The 20,347-nt window shown below is 71.5% G+C and carries 14 protein-coding genes; 10 read left to right on the plus strand and 4 right to left on the minus strand.

The window, feature by feature from the left end:
* The first annotated feature begins 12 nt into the window (after nucleotides 1-12).
* Together ABD241_RS14785 and ABD241_RS14790 are read left to right on the plus strand one after the other, a co-directional pair.
* Nucleotides 13-1,062, plus strand: a complete 1,050-nt coding sequence (locus ABD241_RS14785; protein ID WP_344064096.1) for a nitronate monooxygenase — start codon at nucleotides 13-15, stop codon at nucleotides 1,060-1,062.
* Nucleotides 1,063-1,120: 58 nt separating this feature from the next.
* Nucleotides 1,121-1,651, plus strand: a complete 531-nt coding sequence (locus ABD241_RS14790) for a YbaK/EbsC family protein (protein WP_344064099.1) — start codon at nucleotides 1,121-1,123, stop codon at nucleotides 1,649-1,651.
* Between the two features lie 12 nt (nucleotides 1,652-1,663).
* Here ABD241_RS14790 and ABD241_RS14795 read toward each other — a convergent pair whose 3' ends face one another.
* Nucleotides 1,664-1,945 (minus strand): WhiB family transcriptional regulator, encoded by a 282-nt coding sequence (locus ABD241_RS14795; RefSeq protein WP_142181449.1) that lies wholly within the window; start codon nucleotides 1,943-1,945, stop codon nucleotides 1,664-1,666.
* Between the two features lie 194 nt (nucleotides 1,946-2,139).
* Here ABD241_RS14795 and ABD241_RS14800 point away from each other — a divergent pair, with 194 nt between their 5' ends.
* From ABD241_RS14800 to ABD241_RS14810, 3 genes are all read left to right on the plus strand, one after another.
* Nucleotides 2,140-3,177, plus strand: a complete 1,038-nt coding sequence (locus tag ABD241_RS14800) for a MerR family transcriptional regulator (protein ID WP_344064102.1) — start codon at nucleotides 2,140-2,142, stop codon at nucleotides 3,175-3,177.
* 191 nt (nucleotides 3,178-3,368) lie between these two features.
* On the plus strand, nucleotides 3,369-9,191 hold the full coding sequence (pulA, locus tag ABD241_RS14805) for a pullulanase-type alpha-1,6-glucosidase (protein ID WP_344064105.1): 5,823 nt from the start codon (nucleotides 3,369-3,371) through the stop codon (nucleotides 9,189-9,191).
* A 122-nt stretch (nucleotides 9,192-9,313) separates the two neighbouring features.
* Nucleotides 9,314-10,255 (plus strand): aldo/keto reductase, encoded by a 942-nt coding sequence (locus ABD241_RS14810; RefSeq protein ID WP_344064220.1) that lies wholly within the window; start codon nucleotides 9,314-9,316, stop codon nucleotides 10,253-10,255.
* Between the two features lie 29 nt (nucleotides 10,256-10,284).
* Here ABD241_RS14810 and ABD241_RS14815 read toward each other — a convergent pair whose 3' ends face one another.
* Together ABD241_RS14815 and ABD241_RS14820 are read right to left on the minus strand one after the other, a co-directional pair.
* Nucleotides 10,285-12,399, minus strand: coding sequence for an acyltransferase family protein (locus ABD241_RS14815; RefSeq protein WP_344064108.1), 2,115 nt, complete (start codon nucleotides 12,397-12,399; stop codon nucleotides 10,285-10,287).
* A 116-nt stretch (nucleotides 12,400-12,515) separates the two neighbouring features.
* Entirely contained in the window at nucleotides 12,516-13,151 is a 636-nt protein-coding gene (locus ABD241_RS14820; RefSeq protein WP_344064111.1) for a winged helix-turn-helix domain-containing protein, read from the minus strand.
* Between the two features lie 263 nt (nucleotides 13,152-13,414).
* Between ABD241_RS14820 and rplM the strand changes: the two genes are divergently transcribed.
* From rplM to ABD241_RS14845, 5 genes are all read left to right on the plus strand, one after another.
* Nucleotides 13,415-13,858: a 50S ribosomal protein L13 gene (rplM, locus tag ABD241_RS14825; protein WP_142181460.1), complete on the plus strand. Its 444-nt coding sequence runs from the start codon at nucleotides 13,415-13,417 to the stop codon at nucleotides 13,856-13,858.
* 34 nt (nucleotides 13,859-13,892) lie between these two features.
* Nucleotides 13,893-14,402 carry a 30S ribosomal protein S9 gene (rpsI, locus tag ABD241_RS14830; protein ID WP_344064114.1) on the plus strand — a complete coding sequence of 170 codons (510 nt, stop codon included), beginning with the start codon at nucleotides 13,893-13,895 and terminating at the stop codon, nucleotides 14,400-14,402.
* Nucleotides 14,403-14,620: 218 nt separating this feature from the next.
* Nucleotides 14,621-17,020 carry a hypothetical protein gene (locus ABD241_RS14835; RefSeq protein ID WP_344064117.1) on the plus strand — a complete coding sequence of 800 codons (2,400 nt, stop codon included), beginning with the start codon at nucleotides 14,621-14,623 and terminating at the stop codon, nucleotides 17,018-17,020.
* A 96-nt stretch (nucleotides 17,021-17,116) separates the two neighbouring features.
* Nucleotides 17,117-18,463 (plus strand): phosphoglucosamine mutase, encoded by a 1,347-nt coding sequence (gene glmM / locus ABD241_RS14840; RefSeq protein WP_344064120.1) that lies wholly within the window; start codon nucleotides 17,117-17,119, stop codon nucleotides 18,461-18,463.
* Between the two features lie 94 nt (nucleotides 18,464-18,557).
* On the plus strand, nucleotides 18,558-19,784 hold the full coding sequence (locus ABD241_RS14845; RefSeq protein WP_344064122.1) for a low temperature requirement protein A: 1,227 nt from the start codon (nucleotides 18,558-18,560) through the stop codon (nucleotides 19,782-19,784).
* A 32-nt stretch (nucleotides 19,785-19,816) separates the two neighbouring features.
* Here the strand turns inward: ABD241_RS14845 and ABD241_RS14850 are convergent, their stop codons facing one another.
* Entirely contained in the window at nucleotides 19,817-20,332 is a 516-nt protein-coding gene (locus tag ABD241_RS14850; RefSeq protein WP_344064125.1) for a beta-class carbonic anhydrase, read from the minus strand.
* Nucleotides 20,333-20,347 lie beyond the last annotated feature (15 nt).

The raw sequence follows: 20,347 nt of genomic DNA on the forward strand, positions 1-20,347 counted from the left end.
TAGCGTCGGGGCATGCTGCTGCGTTCGGTGGAGACGGGTGTCGTCGGCGCCCCGATGGCCGGGGGACCGACGACGCCCGAGCTCGTCGCCGCGGTGGGGGAGGCGGGCGGTCTCGGCTTCCTCGCCGGCGGCTACCTCAGCGCTCCCCAGCTCGCCGCGGCCATCGCCGAGGTCTGGGACGCCACGACCCGTCCCTTCGGGGTCAACCTCTTCGTGCCCGCGCAGGCCAACGCGTATGCCGTGGGTCCGGGCGAGCTGAACGGGCACGAACGGGCGGACGCCGTGGCGGCCTACCGGGAGACCCTGGCGCCGGAGGCTCGCTCCGTCGGCGCCGAGCCGGGTGAGCCGCGGCCGGGCGACGACGACGACTGGGAGCGCAAGCTCGACCTGGTCGTGCGCGAGCGCGTCCCGGTGGTGTCGTTCACGTTCGGGCTGCCCAGCTCCGCGGTGCTCGGCGAGCTGAGGAGGGCCGGGATCGAGACCCTGATGACCGTCACGGACGTCACGGAGGCGCGCGCCGCCCTCGACGCGGGCGTCGACGCGCTCTGCGTCCAGGGGACCGACGCCGGCGGACACCGCGGCACGCTCGACCCGGTCAAGGAGCCGGGCGATGCCGACCTGGTCGAGCTCGTCGCGGCCGTGCGGGCCGAGACCGACGTGCCGATCGCCGCCGCAGGCGGCATCTCCACGGCCGAGCGCGCCGCGGCGGTGCGCGCGGCGGGTGCCGACGCGGTCCAGGTCGGCACGGCGCTGCTGCTGACTCCGGAGGCGGGCACGGGCCTGGCCTACCGGCGTGCCCTGACGGACCCGGCCCACGAGCGCACCGCGGTCACGCGGGCCTACTCGGGGCGCCTGGCCCGCGGTCTCGAGACCGACTTCCTCCGGCGGCACGACGGTCACGCCCCGGCCGCCTACCCCGAGGTGCACCACGTGACCGCCCCACTGCGACGCGCATCGGCCGCCGCCGACCGGCCGGACCTGCTCGCGCTCTGGGCCGGAACGGGGTGGCGCAGCGCTCGACCGGTGCCGGCGGCGACGGTGGTCGCCGAGCTCGCACGCTGAGGTCGACGGCGCAGGGTCACCTGCGCGCTTGGGGGAGGGGGCGGCATACGCTCTGCGCATGCCGAGTGCCGAAGGGAACCTGACCTGGGTGGCCGCCTTGGAGCGGCCCGACCTGCTGGCGCCGCCGGTGGCGGCAGCGCTCGAGCACGTGCCGGGGGCTCGCGTCGCGCCCATCGACGCCTCGCTCGCCGACACGGCAGCGTTCTGCGAGGCCTACGACGTGGCGCCGGAGGCCTCCGCCAACTGCGTCGTCGTCGAGGCGCGCCGGGGCGAGACGACGACACATGCCGCAGTGATGGTGCTCGCGACCGACCGGGCCGACATCAACCGGGTGGTGCGACGGCACCTCGGGGCGCGCAAGATCTCGTTCGCCGACCAGTCCCTGGCGCAGGAGGCCACGGGGATGGAGCAGGGCGGCATCACGCCGGTCGGGCTGCCGGCGGACTGGCCGGTGCTCGTCGACGAGGCGGTCGCGGCCGCCGGGCTCGTGGTGGTCGGGGCGGGTCTACGCGGTGCGAAGCTGCTGCTCGACGGTGCGGACCTCGCCGGCCTGCCGACCGCCGAGGTGATCCCGCTCGCGATCCGCTGATCGACAGCGGGCTCAGCCGGCGACGTCCCAGAGCATCTGGGCGCGCTCGGTCGGCGTCGTGCCGCCCCAGATGCCGAACGTCTCGGGGACCCGCAGCGCGTGGTCGAGGCACTGCTGGCGCACCGGGCAGCCGCCGCAGACCATGCGCGCGGCCTCGGTCTTCTCCCGGCGCTCGCGCTGGTCGAGCTCCTGGTCGTCCGTGAAGAACTGCTCCACGTGCTTGGTGCGGCATCGACCCTGCTCCTGCCACTCGTACGAGGAGTAGGTGGGGCGCGGTAGGCGGGTGACGGTCATGGCTTCCTCCCGGTGGGCGGCGGAGTGTGCGTGTGAAGCGATCTGATGCAGAACTTACGCAAAAACCTACGCATTGCACAAGAGGCGTGCATAAGTTTATGATCGCAGTGCCCGATGGGGGTCGGAGCGGTCCATGACGGGAATCTCGGACCGCTCCGCCCAGTCGGGACCCAACCCGGACGGTGATGAACGAGATGACCCAGCCCCCTGCAGCCACGCCCTCGGCGACGGAGTTCGACGCCGACCCGGTGCCCCGGCTCGGCTGGCCCGTCGGCGTCGTCTCCGAGCGCCTGGGCATCGCGGCGCCGACGCTGCGCTCCTGGGACCGGCGCCACGGTGTCGGTCCCAGCCTGCGCACGAGCGGCAACCACCGCCGCTACACCGAGCTCGACATCAGCCGCGTCCGGCTGATGGCCCGGCTCACGGCCCAGGGGGTGCCCGCGCAGAGCGCGGCCGACTCCGTCCTGTCGATGGACGCGGCCGCCATCGTCGAGCACCTGGAGTCGTCCCCCGGGCCGGCCTCCGGGACGCCCGACTCGAACCGGACGATCGGGGCGCGAGGAGCCGGCGGGACCGGCGGGGCGCCCGCGCTCGAGGACTCCGCCGCGCTCGTCGAGGCGATCGTCGCAGCCGCGCGCGCCCTCGACCCTCGCACGATGGCCCAGCTCTACCGCCAGGTGATGCGCCGCTCCGACGTCGGCAGGGCCTGGGTCGAGGTCTTCGCGCCTGCGCTGCGCCGGGTGGGCGACCTCTGGCAGGAGGGTCGGCTCGGGGTGCAGGCCGAGCACCTGACGAGCGAGCTGCTGCAGTCGGAGCTGCGCGCCGTCGTCCGTGCCAACCGACTCCGGGTGGCCGGCTCGCCGGTGGTGCTGGCGGGCGCCGACGACGAACAGCACCACCTGCCCCTGCTCGCTCTCGAGGCCGAGCTGGCCCGCAACGGTGTCGCCAGCCTGTTCCTCGGCCCGCGCGTTCCCGCCGAGGCGCTCGTGTCGACCCTGCGGGAGACGCGCCCGCGGGCGGTCTTCCTCTGGGCGTCGCTGCCCCGGCAGCGGACCGAGGCCTTCTGGCAGCACCTCGCCGTCGTGGACTGGCCCCTCGAGGTGGTCATCGGCGGTCCCGGGTGGTCCGAGGGCATCGAGCTCCCCGACGGTCCGGTGACCCTGACGCGGGTGGCCGACTTCACCACCGCGGTGCGCACGCTGGTCTCGAGCCCCGGGGGGCTGAGTCGCTGAGCGCTCGTGCCGGGCGGGCCGCGGGCCGGCGACCCTGACGTGCCGAGAAAGAATCGCGCAACTTTCTGAGCTCGAATGCAAAAAGTTGCAGCGTACGTCTGGCGCTTTGTCCGATCTGGGCGCTACGTTCTCCTCCGGTGGTCGAGCGTCCAGACGCGGGCGGGTGCGACCGAGCCCACAAAGGAGTGCGCATGCGCCGTCGCCCGGCCCTGTCCGTCGCCAGCATCTCGGCCCTCGTCATGGCCGGACTGGTCGTCCCGCTGACAGCGGCACCCGCAGCCCGGGCGGAGGGGCCTCGCACGGCCACCCTCGTCGGCTCGCTCCAGGACGAGCTCGGCTGCAGCGGTGACTGGCAGCCCGACTGCACCAAGACCGACCTCACGCTCCAGCCCGGCACGACGACGTATGCCGCCGAGTTCCGAGTGCCGGCGGGCAGCTACGAGCTGAAGGTCGCGATCAACCACTCGTGGGGCGAGAGCTACGGCCAGGACGGCGGCAACGTGCCGCTCGTGCTCGCCGGTCCCGCCACCCTCCGCTTCACCTACGACGACACGACGCACGCCGTCGGCGTCGCACCGACCGACCTCCCGGGCGCCGCGACGGCGGCCGATGCCAAGCTCGCCGAGCCGTCTCTGCGCAACCTCTCGACGCGGGAGCGCTTCTACTTCGTCATGGCCGACCGCTTCGCCAACGGCGACACGGCCAACGACCGCGGCGGCCTCACCGGCGGACCGATGACGACCGGGTTCGACCCGACCAACGAGGGCTTCTACCACGGCGGCGACCTCAAGGGCCTGACCGGCAAGCTCGACTACATCAAGGGCCTCGGCACCACGGCGATCTGGCTGACGCCCTCCTTCAAGAACCGCCCGGTCCAGGGCAGCGGCTCGGACGCCAGCGCCGGCTACCACGGCTACTGGATCACCGACTTCACGCAGATCGACCCCCACCTGGGCACGAACGGCGACATGAAGGCGCTCATCGCGGCGGCGCACGCCAAGGGGATGAAGGTCTACTTCGACATCATCACCAACCACACCGCCGACGTCATCTCCTACGACGGTGGCACCTACACCTACGTCAGCAAGGCGACGAAGCCGTACAAGGACGCGCAGGGCAACGTGTTCGACGACGCCGCGGTCGCCGGCAAGCCCGCGTGCACCGGGTTGGCCACGGTCCCCGACTGCTTCCCGGCGATGTCGGCCGCCACGTCGTTCCCCTACGTCCCGAAGGTCGCCGACGCCGACAAGGACGTCAAGGTGCCGGCGTGGCTCAACGACCCGACGCTCTACCACAACCGCGGTGACTCGACGTATGCCGGCGAGTCCGCCACCTACGGTGACTTCTCCGGCCTCGACGACCTCTTCACCGAGAACCCCAAGGTCGTCTCCGGGATGGAGGACATCTACAAGTCCTGGGTCGACTTCGGCGTCGACGGCTTCCGCATCGACACCGTCAAGCACGTGAACATGCAGTTCTGGCAGTCGTTCTCGCCGGCGATCCTCAGCCACGCGGCGGCGACGGGCAAGAAGAACTTCTTCATGTTCGGCGAGGTGTACGACGGCAACCCGAGCTACACGAGCCAGTTCACGACGCAGGGCAAGCTGCCGGCCACCCTCGACTTCGGCTTCCAGGGCGCGGCGCTCGGCTTCGCCCAGGGCAAGGCGACGACCGGGATGCGCGACCTCTTCGCCGGCGACGACTACTACACCGACACCGACTCCAACGCCTACGAGCTGCCCACCTTCCTCGGCAACCACGACATGGGCCGCATCGGGGCGATGCTCCTCGCCGGCGGCGCCAAGGGCACCGACCTGCTCGCCCGCGACCAGCTCGCGACCTCGCTGATGTTCCTCACCCGCGGCCAGCCGGTCGTCTACTACGGCGACGAGCAGGGCTTCACCGGGCCGACGAGCGACTTCGGCGACAAGCGGGCGCGCCAGGACATGTTCGCCACCCAGACGCCGATCTACCAGGACGACGTCGTCGTCGGCAGCGACAAGCCCGAGGGCACGGCGGCGCACTACGACACCTCTGCCCCCCTCTACCGCCAGATCCAGCAGCTCTCGGCCCTGAGGGCCGCCAACCCGGCGCTCGCCGACGGCGCGCAGGTGCACCGCTACGCCTCCGACGCGGCCGGCATCTACGCCATCAGCCGCATCGACAAGGCCTCCAAGCGCGAGTACGTCGTGGTCGCCAACAACGCCACGACCGCCAGGACGGCGACCTTCTCCACCTACTCGGCCGGCTCGAAGCTCGTGCCGCTCCTCGGCGCCACCTCCGACCTGCGCGTCGCCGCCGACGGTCGCGTCACGGTGACGGTGCCGCCGCTGTCCGTGGCGGTCTACCGCGCCAACGACACCATGGCCCAGCCGAAGTCGGCGCCCGCCATCTACCCGACGTCCCCCAGCGCCGGCGGCGTCGTGGGTGGCCGGGCCGAGATCGGCGCCGCCCTGCCCGGCAACACCTTCGCCGAGGTGACCTTCCTCCAGCGCCCGGTCGGGACGTCGGCCTGGACGCCGATCGGCACCGACGACAACGCCCCCTACCGCGTCTTCCACGACGTCTCGGGCGTCGCCAAGGGCACGCTCCTCGAGTACCGCATGGTGGCCAAGGACATCGCCGGGCACGTCTCCGCCACCTCCACCTACGGCATCGTGGGTCAGCCGGCGAGCTCCGGCAGCAGCGCCGGCACGGGCGGGGTCGGTCCCGTCACGCAGCCCGCCAACGTCAGCGTCCCGGGCAACCACAACTCCGAGATGGGCTGCCCCGGTGACTGGCAGCCGGACTGCACGCAGGCGCAGCTGGCGCTCGACCCCAAGGACGAGATCTGGAAGGGCTCCTACGACTCCATCCCCGCGGGTGACTACGAGTACAAGGCGGCGATCAACAAGTCCTGGGACGAGAACTACGGCGCCGGTGCCGCCAAGGGCGGCGGCAACATCGCCTACACCGCCCCGGCGGGCAAGCGGGTCACCTTCTACTACGACCACCGCACGCACTGGGCCACCAGCGACGCCCAGGCCCCGATCATCACGGCACCCGGCAGCTTCCAGAGCAAGCTCGGCTGCCCCGGCGACTGGGCGCCCGACTGCATGCGCTCCTGGCTGGAGGACCCCGACGGTGACGGCACCTACACCTTCACCACCGACCGGATCCCTGCAGGCAACTACGAGTTCAAGGTCGCGCACGGCCTGAGCTGGGACGAGAACTACGGGGCCGGCGGTGCTCCCGGCGGTGCGAACGTGGCCTTCAGCGTCCCCGCGGACGGGGTGCTGACCACGATCACCTACGTGCTGTCCACGCACGCGATCTCGGTCAAGACCAGCCGCGCCGGCGCAGCGCCCGACCTGGCGAAGTCCAAGGCCTACGTCGTGGGCCCCGACCTCGTCGCCTGGCCGGCCTCCTCGCTGCCGGCCGGCACCGACCCGGCGACCCTCTCGTGGCGTCTGCACTGGTCGTCCACCGGCGGCCTCGGGCTCGACGCCGAGGCGGTGACCGGAGGCTCGGTGGCCGGCCTCACCCGTGACCCGGCCGGGCTGCCGGCCACGCTCGTGGCCGACCATCCCGAGCTCAAGGGCTACGTCGCCCTGCGCCTGGACAAGGCCACGGCCAGGAAGATGCCCGAGATCCTCCAGGGTCAGGTCGCCGTCGCGATGTACGACTCCACCGGCTCGCTGCTCGACGCCACCGGCGCGCAGACGGCCATCGCCCTCGACGCCCTGTATGCCGCGTCCGCGCGGACCCGCTCCTACGGCGTCAGCTTCTCCGGCTCCGGCCAGGTCGGCTTCCGCCTGTGGGCGCCCACCGCCCAGCAGGTGACCCTGCTGACGTGGCCGGCGGGCAGCGCCGACCAGCCGGTCGACACCGCTCGCCGCACGACGATGACCCGGGACGGAGCAGGGGCGTGGAGCGCCTCGCTCGGCGCGTCGGCGCGCGGGGCCCGCTACCTCTACGAGGTGAAGGTCTGGGCGCCGACCACCGGCAAGGTCGAGACCAACGTGGTGACCGACCCGAGCTCCGTGGCCCTGACGCTGAACTCGACCCGCTCGGTGGCCGTCGACCTGAGCGACCCGGCCTTCATGCCGACGGCCTGGCGCACCACGCCCACGCCGAAGCTCGCCCAGGACGTCGACTCGACGATCTACGAGCTGCACATCCGCGACTACTCCATGTCCGACACCAAGCTGCCGGCGGCCCTGCGTGGCAGCTACCTCGCCTTCGCCGCCGACGGCGACGGACGCGCGCACCTCAAGGCGCTCGCCAAGGCCGGCCTCAACACCGTCCACCTGCTCCCGAGCTTCGACATCGCCTCCATCGAGGAGGACCCTGCCAGGCAGGAGACGCCCAGGTGCGACCTCGCCTCGTACGCACCCGACAGCGAGGAGCAGCAGAAGTGCGTCACCGCGGTCGCGTCGAAGGACGCCTTCAACTGGGGCTACGACCCCTACCACTGGAGCGCCCCCGACGGGTCGTACGCCTCGAGCGCCAAGACCGCTGACGGTGGCGCGCGAGTGGCCGAGTTCCGCACCATGGTGGGCGCGCTGCACCAGGACGGCCTGCGCGTCGTGCTCGACCAGGTGTTCAACCACACCGCGGCATCGGGACAGGCCGACAAGTCGGTGCTCGACAAGATCGTTCCCGGCTACTACCAGCGCCTCAACGCCAGTGGCGCCGTCGAGACCTCGACGTGCTGCCAGAACGTCGCCACCGAGCACGCGATGGCCGAGAAGCTGATGGTGGACTCGGTCGTGTCGTGGGCGCGGAACTACCACGTCGACGGCTTCCGCTTCGACCTCATGGGTCACGCCAGCCGCGCCAACATGCTCGCCGTGCGTGCCGCCCTCGACGCGCTGACGCTGCAGAAGGACGGCGTCGACGGCAAGTCGATGTACCTCTACGGCGAGGGCTGGAACTTCGGGGAGGTCGCCGACAACAAGCTGTTCGTCCAGGCGACCCAGGGCCAGCTCGGCGGTACCGGCATCGGCACCTTCTCCGACCGGCTGCGTGACGCCGTCCGCGGTGGCGGCCCCTTCGACGAGGACCCGCGGCGCCAGGGCTTCGGCTCCGGCGAGGCGACGGACCCCAACGGCGCAGCCGTGAACGCCGACGCCGCGAGCCGCCTGGCGAGCGACACCGACCTGGTCGAGCTGGGCCTCGCCGGCAACCTCAAGTCGTTCACGTTCCGCAGCCAGAGGAGCGGCGCCGTCGTCAAGGGGACACAGGTCGACTACAACGGCTCGCCGGCCGGATACGCCGACCAGCCGGACGAGGTCGTCAGCTACGTCGACGCGCACGACAACGAGACGCTCTTCGACTCGCTGACGTACAAGCTGCCGGTTGCCACCTCCATGCAGGACCGGGTGCGCATGAACACGTTGTCCCTTTCGACCACCGCGCTCGCGCAGACGCCCTCGTTCTGGCACGCCGGCGCCGACCTGCTGCGCAGCAAGTCGCTGAACCGCGACTCCTACGACAGCGGGGACTGGTTCAACCGGCTCGACTGGACGGGCGCCGACAACGGCTTCGGACACGGCCTGCCGCCCGAGGCGCAGAACTCGGCCAAGTGGCCCTACATGAAGCCGCTGCTCGCCAACCCGGCGCTCAAGCCGACCGCCGCCGACGTGCACAGCGCCGACGCGATGGCGCAGGACCTGCTGCGACTTCGCTTCAGCACCAAGCTGTTCCGTCTGGGCAGCGCCGACGCCATCAACGCCAAGGTCACTTTCCCGGTGTCCGGCACGGCCGACGCGAAGCAGGGTGTCATCGTGATGCGCATCGACGACACGGTGGGCGCCGACGTCGACCCGGCGCTGCGCGGAGCGGTCGTCGTCTTCAACGCGACGCCAGGCGCCGTCAGCCAGAAGGTCCCTGGCATCACGGGGCCGGTGGAGCTGAGCCCGGTGCAGGCCAACGGCTCGGACAGCGTCGTCAAGCAGGCGGCATACGACGGCGCCACGGGCTCGTTCTCGGTGCCCGCGCGCACGGTGGCGGTCTTCGTCCAGCCGAACTGACACACGCCGTCCCGAACGGCCGGTCCCCGAGCGGCGGGGACCGGCCGTTCGTCTGTGTCCGACCCGGTCTGTCGCGAGGCGGGAGGGCGGCATACGTTGGGCGGGTGACGACGACTCCTGACATGACCTACCGCCAGCTCGGCGACAGTGGCCTGACCGTCTCGACCGTGGGGCTCGGCTGCAACAACTTCGGCCGGAGACTCGACCAGGAGGGGACCAACGCGGTCGTGCGACAGGCGCTCGACAGCGGCATCACCCTCTTCGACACCGCGGACATCTACGGGCAGGGCGCGAGCGAGGAGATCCTGGGTCTCGCGCTCGGCTCCGAGCGCGAGAACGTCGTGGTGGCAACGAAGTTCGGCATGGACATGCAGGGCGCCAATGGCCCCGACTGGGGAGTTCGCGGGTCGCGCCGCTACATCCGCAAGGCGGTCGAGGCGAGCCTGCGGCGCCTCGGCACCGACTGGATCGACCTCTACCAGCTGCACCGTCCCGACCCGCAGACGCCGATCGAGGAGACGCTCGCCGCGCTCGACGAGCTGGTCCGCGAGGGCAAGGTGCGCTACCTCGGCAGCAGCAACTTCACCGGCTGGCAGGTCGTGGACGCCGACTGGACCGCCCGCGCCGCGGGGACGTCGCGGTTCATCTCGGCGCAGAACGAGTACTCGCTGCTCGAGCGCGACGTCGAGGACGAGCTCGTGCCCGCCTGCGAGCACGTCGGGGTCGGCCTGCTTCCCTTCTTCCCCCTCGCGTCCGGCCTGCTCACCGGGAAGTACCGCCGGGGCGAGGCGGCGCCCGCGGGCACCCGGCTCGCGGGCATGGCCGACCGGCTGGCCGCTGCCGACTGGGACACCATCGAGCGCCTGGAGGCGTATGCCGCCCAGCGCGACCTGCGTCCCATCGACGTGGCGATCGGCGGCCTGGCCGCGCAGCCGGCGGTGGCCTCGGTCATCGCCGGTGCCACGCGTGCCGAGCAGGTCGTCGAGAACGTCCAGGCAGGTCTGTGGGAGCCGAGCGCCGACGACCTCGCCGAGCTCGACGACATCACCGTCGCCGCCTCCTAGCCGCACCCGGCCGACCGAGCGGGGCGGACTCAGGCCAGTCGCAGCTTCTCGATGAGAATGGGCGACAGCGTCCGCACGAACGTGTTGGTCAGGTGGTTGTCGCGATAGACCACGACGTTGCCGATGACGGCCGGGCAGCTGCCGTGCCGACACAGCCAGGGAGTCAGGTCCAGGACCTCGACGCCGTCGACGTCCTCGGCTGCCTCGACGAGAGGATCGCCGGCCGCGGGCAGCGCGACGTCGGAGGGCGTGTCGCACTGCTCGCGCTCGTCCTCGTGCTTGCGCAGGCAAGCCGGCGCCGCCTGGGCCATCCGCGGCACGTCTCGCAGGACCACCGTACGAATACCGGCGCGCGCCAAGGGCGCAAGGGCGTCGCGATAGCCGGCCACCAGTGCAGCGCGGTCGCTCCAGGTCCACTTGAGGTCCCTGGCGTAGGACTCGGGCGACATCGCGGAGGTGACCACGAGGTCCGGGTGCAGAGCCACGACCTCGTCGAGCACGGCACGGTTCTGGTCGGAGCACATGGTCAACGGTCCCGAGGAGTTGCGCGGGGCGGCCAGGGTGAAGGGGCAGCCGAAGCGCACGGCGACCTTGACCTTCCACTCGGGGTGAGTGCTCACCCACTGCTGCAGCGGTGTGGAGAACTGCGCTGCATGCGAGTCGCCGAGGAGCACGATCGTGTGGGGCGCGGAGGGGTTGCCGAGCACGCAGTCCGGCCCGCTGAGAGGCAGGTTCTTGTAGTCGTAGACGTCACATCCGGGACCGCCGGTGAAGGAACGGTCCTTGAACGCGATGGACGGGTCGGGCTGCAGCGCCACGCCGGGGACCACCCTCATCGGGTGTGCCCCGTCGAAGGCCATCGCGCCGGGGTGCTTGGCATCGATCGCCGCGGCGACCAGCTGGTCAGCCTCGACCTGGCCGATGTGCCAGGGCACGATGGTCGCGCCACACGTGAGCACGATGGCGATGGCTGCGGTGAGGAAGACGGGGCGGGCCTCGGCACGGGGCGCACGCGGGACGGAGTGGCGGCCGACCTTTCGGCGGGCGCGGAAGGTGTCCTCGACGAAGCGTTTCGTCAGCGCCGCCAGCGCCAGCGACAGCGCCAGCATCGTCACGGCCTCCACGGTCCCGAGCTCGCCGGTCGCGGAGCGCGCCAGGACGAACACGAGCACCGGCCAGTGCCAGAGGTAGAGGCTGTAGGAGATGTCACCGACGTAGCGCATCGGGCGCAGGGCGAGCCAGTGGGCGGTCTCCGCGCGAGCCGGCGCGGTGCCGCTCGGGAGGTCCCCCGCCAGCAGCATGGCGGCGCTGCCCGCCACCGGAAGCAGGGCCACCCAGCCCGGGAAGGCCATCGACGTGGAGAAGGTGCCTGCGGCGACCGCCACCGCCAGCACCCCTGCCCAGCCGAGGAAGACTCGGTGTCGTGTGGTCATCCGCAGCCGAGGAGCCCCGAGGGCCGCGAGCCCTCCGACCCCGAGCTCCCACATGCGGGTCGGGGTGACGAAGTACGCCGTCGACGGGCTGACGTTGCTCCAGATGACCGAGCACGCCAACGACGAGAGCGTGATGGCGGTGATCACGACGACCGCCCCGTGGGCCTCGGTCCAGCGTCGGCGGCGAGCGACCAGGCCGCCGACGATCATCGCGACCGGGACGACGAGGTAGAACTGCTCCTCGACGGCGAGGGACCAGTAGTGCTGCAGCGGCGACACGTCTGCGGTGGCCTCGGCGTAGCCGCCCGCGAGGTAGGCCTGTGACCAGTTCTGGACGTCGAGCGCCGAGGCGACGACATCGCGCATGACCTGTGGCCACTGGGCCACCGGAAGCACGAGCAGCGTCAGGGCGGCCGTCACCAGCAGCACGAGGAGCGCCGCCGGCAGGAGTCGCCGGATGCGTTTGGCGTAGAAGGCGAAGAGCTTGACCGTGCCCGTGGCCCGCAGCTCCCGGGCCAGCATCCCGATGATCAGGAAGCCGGAGATGACGAAGAACACATCGACCCCGACGAAACCCCCGGGCACCAGATCCGGCCACAGGTGGTAGGCGATGACGAGCAGGACCGCGATGGCACGCATTCCCTGGATGTCGCGGCGTTGGGGGTGGCTCGCCTGCCGCCGGGGGGTGACGGGAGCGCGGTGGTCCTGCATCTGCTGACAGCCTTCTTGTCGTTGGGGCCGTCGAATTCTAGTGACGCGTATGCCATCGAAAAGTGCAAATGGCCGGCTTGCCTCGGTGCCCGGTGGCGACAGGAACCCAGCGTGCGTCAAGGTCGGCCGCGGGATCTGCTGTCGGCCGGTGGCCGGTCGAGGTCGAGGGGGTAGGCGAAGGCGTAGACCGCGACACGACGGGCACGGGGGTTGCCCTGGCCGACACGACGGTAGCGCTCGATCAGGTCCCTCATCTCATCGCGCATGGCCTCGAGCACCTCGGGCGTGACGAGGACCGAGGCATCGCTCGAGCCGCAGGCGTCCTGCCAGGCCGTGGGCCACGTCGTCGAGACGTCGAGCCACCTGTCGTACTGCTCGCCGAAGTGTCGGGCGTAGTCGCGGGTCAGCCAGTTGAGGGCAGTCTCGGCGTCCTCGTCGCCCTCGACATCGCTCGGCTGCCAGGGGTGGTACTCCGCGCTCGCCTGCCAGAGCCGCCGCCTGCCCGCGCCCTCGCCCGTGTCCGAGACGAGCCCGACCGACTCGAGCTTGCGCAGGTGGTAGCTCGTGGCGCCGGAGTTCGTCCCGAGCAGGGTTGCGAGCTGGGTGGCCGTCGACGGGCCGTGCCGCCGCAGGAGCCCCAGCAGGCGGGAACGCAGGGGATGGGCGAGCACGCGCAGGCTCTCCGGGGTGAACGCGCCGTTGTGGTCAGGGGGCGGGTTGGCGGGTGCAGGTGCAGGTGCAGGTGCAGCCATAGTGTGCACACTACCTTTGCACAATCTGTTTGCACAACGGATGCCTACGCGACACTGCGCACCATGTTTCCGCAGGTCAGACCGCATGTACGGTGCTTTCTGCCGCGATTTGGGGAGGGGATCACGACCCCGTAACATGGATGAAGTTGTGCACCGGGCCGTCAGGCGAACCCAGCTCACCGCTTCAGGGGGCGAGCGGGCGACGCGGACCGAGCCCAGCGGCATTCACACTGCTCCACCATTTCAAGCGAAGGCAGACTCCATTGCGCACGTACACCCCGAAGCCCGGCGAGGTCACTCGCACGTGGCACGTCATCGACGCGACCGACGTCGTGCTCGGCCGTCTCGCGAGCCAGGCCGCTGTCCTGCTCCGGGGCAAGCACAAGCCGCAGTTCGCGCCGCACGTCGACACCGGTGACTTCGTCATCATCGTCAACGCCGACAAGGTCGCCCTCACCGGCGCCAAGCTCGAGCAGAAGAAGGCCTACCGCCACTCCGGCTTCCCGGGTGGTCTGCGGTCGACCTCCTACACCGAGCTGCTCGCCAAGAGCCCCGAGAAGGCCGTCGAGAAGGCCATCCGCGGCATGCTCCCGAAGAACTCGCTGGCCCGCCAGCAGCTCTCCAAGCTCAAGGTCTACCGCGGTGCCGAGCACCCGCACGCGGCCCAGCAGCCCGTCCCCTTCGAGATCACCCAGGTTGCGCAGTAAGCCCCCGGCTGCTGCGTAGAAAGCGACAAGACACGTGACTGACATCGTGAACGAGGACGTCCTCGACACCGACGAGCCCGAGCTGACCGAGTACACCAGCGAGTCCTCGGCGACCGACTCTGCCCTCGGCGAGCCGCGCCGCGCCCGCCAGGTCTCGACCCCCGGCGCTGCCACCGGCCGCCGCAAGCAGGCCATCGCCCGCGTGCGCATCGTCCCCGGCACCGGTGAGTGGAAGATCAACGGCCGCACGCTCGACGCGTACTTCCCCAACAAGGTGCACCAGCAGATCGTCAAGGAGCCGCTGACGCTCCTCGAGCTCGACGGCTCGTACGACGTGCTGGTCCGCGTGCACGGCGGTGGCCCCTCCGGCCAGGCCGGCGCGGTGCGCCTCGGCGTGGCCCGCTCGCTCAACGGCGTCGACGAGGAGCTGAACCGTCCCGCCCTCAAGAAGGCCGGCTTCCTCACGCGCGACCCGCGCGTTCCCGAGCGCAAGAAGGCCGGTCTCAAGAAGGCCCGCAAGGCCCCGCAGTACTCCAAGCGCTGATCCTGGCAAGCCAGGCTCACCGCTTGGCTCCAGTCGCGCTGATGCTTCGGCTGGCGCCGAGCATCACCGCTTGGCTCCAGTCGCGCTGACGGCGATCAACCGACGCCCCCGAGCATCGCTCGGGGGCGTCGGTCGTCCTACGCCGAGCCGCTTTGCCGGACCGGGTCCGTTCAGGCGGATACCAGTCCAGCTCGAACGTCGCGTGACACGCTTGCGCCATGCGCAAGGGGATCCTGCGCCAGGCGTGCCTGCTGGTCCTGGCGGGCGCGGCGCTGTCAGCCGCCTGGATCTCCACAGGATCGCAGCCGGGCCTCGTGCTCTGGTGGCTCTGTGTCGTCCTCCTCGGCGTGCTCACACCCGGCTGGGTGCTGACGCGCTGCCTGCGGGCGGGGGGTGTCAGCGCCACTGACCTCGGCTGGTCCGGGCCCGTCGGTCTGGCCCTGACCCTGGCCACCTGGCTGGTGGGGCACCTCGTCGGCCACTCGCTGCCGACCCTCGTCGTCGGCCCCGTCGTCGCAGCGGTTCTGCTGCTGGTCCCCAGCACCCGCCGTCGAGCTCTCGCCCGTCCCCCGGACGACGGTGACCGCTGTCCCTGGTGGGGGTGGGCCGCCCTCACGACCACGGTGCTGGCAGCCGTGCGGTTGATGTGGGTGGGCGGTCTCGCGAACGTGGCGCCTCGCCCCACCGCGGGCTTCCAGATCTACTACCAGGACCTGCTGTACCAGACCGCGCTGACGGGTGAGGCTCGCCGCAGCCTCGTGCCCGAGTACCCGATGGTCAACGGTGAGCCGCTCGGCTACCACTGGTTCTTCCACGCGGTCGCGGCGCAGCTCAGCGGGACGGGGTCCGACGACCTGGACGTCGTCGCGCGCCTGCTTCCGGCAACTCTCGTGGTCATCCTGCTCCTGCTCGGCGCTGCGGTGGGCCGGCAGGTGACCGGTGACTGGAGTGGGGCCCTGGGGGCCGCCATCGGCATCGCCCTCGTACGTCCGCTGTTCGCCGACAACTGGGTCGAGCCGGGAATGAGCCCGCTGCCGTCCTACTGGCAGCTGAGTCCCACGGCGACCCTGGGCTGGGTGTTCGGTCTGGCCGTCGTCGGCTGCCTGGTCGGCGTGCTGCGGCGCCATCCGGACGATGCGCGCGCTCCGACTCGGCTTCTTCCCGCTTTCGCCGTCGGTGCCGCGGGCGCCAAGTCGGCGCAGCTACCGGTGATCTTCGCGGGAGTGGCCCTCGCGGCGGTCGCGGTCCTCGTCGCGGAGTGGCGTCGCCGGCGGTGCGCCGCAGCCTCGCTGAGGGCGTTGGCATTGCGCTACGCCTCGTGCCTCGGCATCCTCCTCGTCGTCATGGTGCTGGCACTGCTGTTCCTCTACCCGGGTTCCTACGGGCTCCGCCTCGACCCGAGCTTCTGGCCGACGGACCAGACCCGTGTGGTCTACGGTCACCCGGTCCCGGCGCAGGGCGCGGAGATCCTGGCGATGCTCGTCGCGCTCGTGCACCGGTGGGTCCCGACCGTGCTCCCGGCGCTGGGCCTCCTCGTCCTCGTCGTACGCCGACCGTCCGACCCCGCGGGGTGGATCGGCATCGGCGCGGTGGTCACCGGGGTCCTGGCCGCCCTCGTGCTGACACACCCCAGCGGCAGCCAGCTGTACTTCCCGGTGGCGGCCCTGCCCATCGGCTACGCGCTGTCCGGGGCGGCGGTCGCATCCGGCATGCAGGCCATGCTGGCTCGTCGCGGCAAGGACGCCGCCCGGTTCGAGGCCGACGCCCGGCTGCAGCCTGCTGCTCGCGGCGGACCGGCGCTTGCCCTCGTTGGAGCGGCTGCTGCAGGGGTGGGCGTCGTGCTGTCGGTGCGGCGGCTGCTTCCCTCGGGGGGAGCGCGACCCGAGGGCGCGGCCGACGTGACGGCGTACGCCGCGGTCGCCCGCGCCTGGCTGGCGCCGTCCCTGGTGGCCCTGGCCCTGCTCACCGTGCTCGTCACTGCGGCCTGGTTCCTTGTGCGGTACGCCGACCGGCGCTCGCCCGGCTCCCTGCTCCGCGGCACCTGGATGATCCTCCTCGTGCTCGCCGTGGCGGGGGCGGGGGTCCGGCCCCTCGTGCACACCCTCGACCTGACGACTGACCCGGGGACCCCTCGCAGCGCCACCACGGCGACGGACCCCCAGCACCGGCCCGCCGTCACACCAGCACTCTTCGCGGCGGGTCAGTACCTCCGGGCCCACGCCGCGCCCGGAGACGTCGTGGCGACCAACCGAGTGTGGAACGGCGTCACTCCGGCGGGGTTCCCGGACAACCGCGACTTCTCCGTGTCGGCCCTGTCGGGGCTGCGCACCGACGTCGGAGGGTATGGCTACGCGCCGCGTCTGCTCGAGCGCCTGGCCAAGGGAGCGTCCTACGCGACCGCCCCGTTCTGGGACCAGCCGCGCCTCGAGGCCGAGCTGGCGCTCGTCCGGGCTCCCGACGCGGCAGGTCTCGAGGCGGCGTACCGCACCCGGGGCGTGCGGTGGATCGTGGCTGACGAGCGCTCGGGCCCCGTGTCGCCGGACTTGGCCCGGCTGACCGATGTCATCAGTCATGATGACGGCGTGTGGTTGGCGCGCCTGCGGCCGGGAGGCGCCTGACCGCCGCGAGGCGGGCGACGACAAGATGTGGGGGTATCGTCGTCCGAGCACAGCATCAGGTGGCCGACCCGGCCACGCACCGGGAAGGCAGATCGAGTGGGGCGACTCTTCGGCACGGACGGCGTCCGTGGTGTGGCGAACAAGGACATCACGGCAGAGCTGGCGGTGGACCTCTCCGTCGCTGCGGCGCACGTCCTGGGGGAGGTCGGCGCGTTCAGCGGCCACCGGCCCGTCGCCGTGGTGGGCCGTGACCCTCGCGCCTCCGGCGAGTTCCTGGCGGCCGCCACCGTGGCAGGGCTCGCGTCCTCCGGGGTCGACGTGCGTGACGCAGGCGTGCTGCCGACGCCGGCGATCGCCTACCTCGTCTCGGAGCAGGACGCCGATCTCGGCGCGATGCTCTCGGCCTCGCACAACCCGATGCCCGACAACGGCATCAAGTTCTTCGCCCGCGGCGGGCACAAGCTCGCCGACGAGCTCGAGGACCGCATCGAGGCCCGCCTGCGGGAGGACTGGGACCGCCCGACCGGTGGGAAGGTCGGGCGCATCGTCCCGCTGGCCGACGGCGCCGACCGCTACGTCGCGCACCTGCTCTCGGTGCTGCCGCACCGTCTCGACGGCCTGCACGTCGTCATCGACACCGCCCACGGGGCCGCCTTCGAGGTGGCTCCCCGGGCCTTCCGCGAAGCCGGCGCCCGGGTGACGGTGATCGGTGGCGAGCCCGACGGCCTGAACATCAACGACGGCTATGGCTCGACCCACCTCCAGCACCTCAAGGAGGCGGTCGTCGCCGAGGGCGCCGACTTCGGCATCGCGCTCGACGGGGACGCCGACCGCTGCCTCGCCGTCGACGCGGCCGGGCAGGAGGTCGACGGCGACCAGATCATGGCGATCCTGGCCCTGGCGATGAAGGAGCAGGGCGTCCTGCGTGGCGACACGCTCGTGGCCACCGTCATGTCCAACCTCGGCATGACCCAGGCTCTCGCCGGCGCCGGCATCAAGGTCGTGCACACGGCCGTCGGCGACCGCTACGTGCTCGAGGAGATGAAGACGGGCGGCTACTCCCTCGGTGGCGAGCAGTCGGGCCACGTCGTCATGCTCGACCACGGCACGACCGGCGACGGGACGCTGACGGGCCTGATGCTGGCGTCGCGCGTGGCCGCCACCGGCCGCACGCTCGCCGACCTCGCCGGCGTCATGACGCACTTCCCGCAGGTGCTCGTCAACGTCAAGGACGTCGACAAGTCCGCCCTCGAGGCGAACCCCGCCGTGGCCGACGCGGTGCGGCTGGCCGAGGGCGAGCTCGGCCACAACGGGCGCGTGCTGCTGCGCAAGTCCGGCACCGAGCCGGTGGTGCGCGTCATGGTCGAGGCCGCCGACGGCGACCAGGCCCGCAGCCTCGCCGACCGGCTGGTCGGGGTCGTCAAGGCCGAGCTCTCCCTCTGACGCCCGCCGGCTGGGCCGGCCGGACGGCATACGCCCTCGCCGATCCTGAGGACGAGGCAGGGGAGGGGCCGGAGGTGGCTGTCACACTTGGTCCGTGAGCCACGTCGACGCCGTGTCCCGACCGAGGCGGATGAGACCTCGAGACCCCCACGAGGCGCACCGCGTCGCCACCCCTCTCGAGCTGTTCTTCGACCTCGTCTTCGTCGTCGCAGTGGCCGGCGCTGCGGCCCAGTGGCACCACGGCCTGGCCGGGGGACACCTCGGTGACCTCGTCAACTTCGTCATGGTCTTCTTCGCCATCTGGTGGGCGTGGATGAACTACACGTGGTTCGCGTCGTCCTACGACTGCGACGACGTGCCCTACCGGCTGCTGACCTTCACGATCATGGCGGGTTCGCTCATGCTCGCGGCCGGCATTCCCGACCTGTTCGACACCGGGCAGTCGGCGCTCGTCGTGAGCGGCTACGCGGTCATGCGCTTCGCGATGGTGGCCATGTGGTTGCGGGCAGCCGCCAGCGACCCCCGGGGGCGGCGCACCGCGCTGACGTATGCCGCCGGGATCGCCGTCGTGCAGGTGCTGTGGATCGCCCGGCTGCTCCTCGAAGGGCACACGCAGCTTCTCGCGTCGTTCTTCCTGCTCGTCGTCCTCGAGCTCATGGTCCCCGTGGTCGCCGAGCGTCGTGGCATCACCCCGTTCCACCCGCACCACATCGCCGAGCGCTACGCCCTGCTGACGCTGATCGTCCTCGGCGAGGTCATCCTCGCCTCCGTCCAGGCCGTGCAGGGGGCGCTGGGACAGGGCGCCGAGAAGGGCCTGCTCCCGCTGGTGGTCGGGGGGCTGCTCATCGTCTTCTCGATGTGGTGGCTCTACTTCAAGCGGGAGCACGCGGGGCTGTTCGAGGGCGGCATCCGCAGCACGTTCCTGACTGGCTACGGGCACTACCTGGTGTTCGCGTCGGTGGCGGCGACAGGCGCTGCGCTCGGGGCCGCCATCGACGCCGTGCAGGGCGAGGCGCAGGGTTCGGCCCGCGCCATCGGCATCGCGCTCGCCGGCGCGGTCGCGGTGTTCGTCTGGTGCGTGACCCTCATGCACTCCATGGCAGGGGCGCCGCGGGCGCAGACCCGGTTCGGCGCCGCCACGGGCGCCCTCGCGGTGCTCGTGGCGGTCGCGGGACCGCCGGTCGGCCTCACCGTGCTGACGGCGGGCCTGCTGCTGGCGGGTGCGGTGGCGCACCACGTGTGGGGCGCGCGGTCCGGGGTGGACCGGCCGGCGCCTGAAGGTGCCCACCCGACGTGGAGAAGTGCCCACTCGACGTGGTGACGTCGAGTGGGCACCGGCTCACGGCAGGCCGGTCAGTCGACGGGCTCGAGCAGACCGGAGTCGACGTCGTAGACGAAGCCCCCGACCAGCGTGCCCTCGGCGATGAGCGGGTGGCTGCGCACCTTGGCGAGGTCCTCACGCAGCGCGCGCTTCTGGTCCTCGATCGCGTGGAACGTCATCCAGGACGCGTCCTTGCCGGCACTGGTCCCCACCCGCTCGCGCAGCTCGGCCTCGCTGTTGGAGGCCATCGCGCAGCGGGTGTGCGGGACGACGAGGATGCGCTCGACGCCCAGCAGGTGCGTCGCCAGGACCAGCGCCTCGAGCGCCGACGAGCCCACGCGGCCGCCAGGGTTGCGGAAGATCTTCGCGTCGCCCGGCTTCAGGCCCACCAGCCCGAGGGGGTCGATGCGGGAGTCCATGCACGTGACGATCGCGACGCCCGCGCGGGCGATGCCGTCGAACCCCGCCATCTCGAAGGCGTCCGCATAGGCACGGTTGGCGGCGAGCAGGTCGTCGAACCCCTTGCCGGCAGAAGCGTTCTCGCTCATCTGTGTCCTCTCTCG

Origin of the sequence: Terrabacter lapilli (assembly GCF_039531305.1) — a bacterium.
Classification (GTDB): domain Bacteria; phylum Actinomycetota; class Actinomycetes; order Actinomycetales; family Dermatophilaceae; genus Terrabacter; species Terrabacter lapilli.

Excerpts from the sequence above, each read along its gene's own strand:
- pulA (WP_344064105.1), top strand. The coding sequence starts at position 3,369 with ATGCGCCGTCGCCCGGCCCTGTCCGTCGCCAGCATCTCGGCCCTCGTC.
- ABD241_RS14795 (WP_142181449.1), bottom strand. The coding sequence starts at position 1,945 with ATGACCGTCACCCGCCTACCGCGCCCCACCTACTCCTCGTACGAGTGG.
- ABD241_RS14790 (WP_344064099.1), top strand. The coding sequence starts at position 1,121 with ATGCCGAGTGCCGAAGGGAACCTGACCTGGGTGGCCGCCTTGGAGCGG.
- ABD241_RS14820 (WP_344064111.1), bottom strand. The coding sequence starts at position 13,151 with ATGGCTGCACCTGCACCTGCACCTGCACCCGCCAACCCGCCCCCTGAC.
- ABD241_RS14810 (WP_344064220.1), top strand. The coding sequence starts at position 9,314 with ATGACCTACCGCCAGCTCGGCGACAGTGGCCTGACCGTCTCGACCGTG.
- ABD241_RS14850 (WP_344064125.1), bottom strand. The coding sequence starts at position 20,332 with ATGAGCGAGAACGCTTCTGCCGGCAAGGGGTTCGACGACCTGCTCGCC.
- ABD241_RS14785 (WP_344064096.1), top strand. The coding sequence starts at position 13 with ATGCTGCTGCGTTCGGTGGAGACGGGTGTCGTCGGCGCCCCGATGGCC.
- ABD241_RS14815 (WP_344064108.1), bottom strand. The coding sequence starts at position 12,399 with ATGCAGGACCACCGCGCTCCCGTCACCCCCCGGCGGCAGGCGAGCCAC.
- ABD241_RS14800 (WP_344064102.1), top strand. The coding sequence starts at position 2,140 with ATGACCCAGCCCCCTGCAGCCACGCCCTCGGCGACGGAGTTCGACGCC.
- ABD241_RS14835 (WP_344064117.1), top strand. The coding sequence starts at position 14,621 with ATGCGCAAGGGGATCCTGCGCCAGGCGTGCCTGCTGGTCCTGGCGGGC.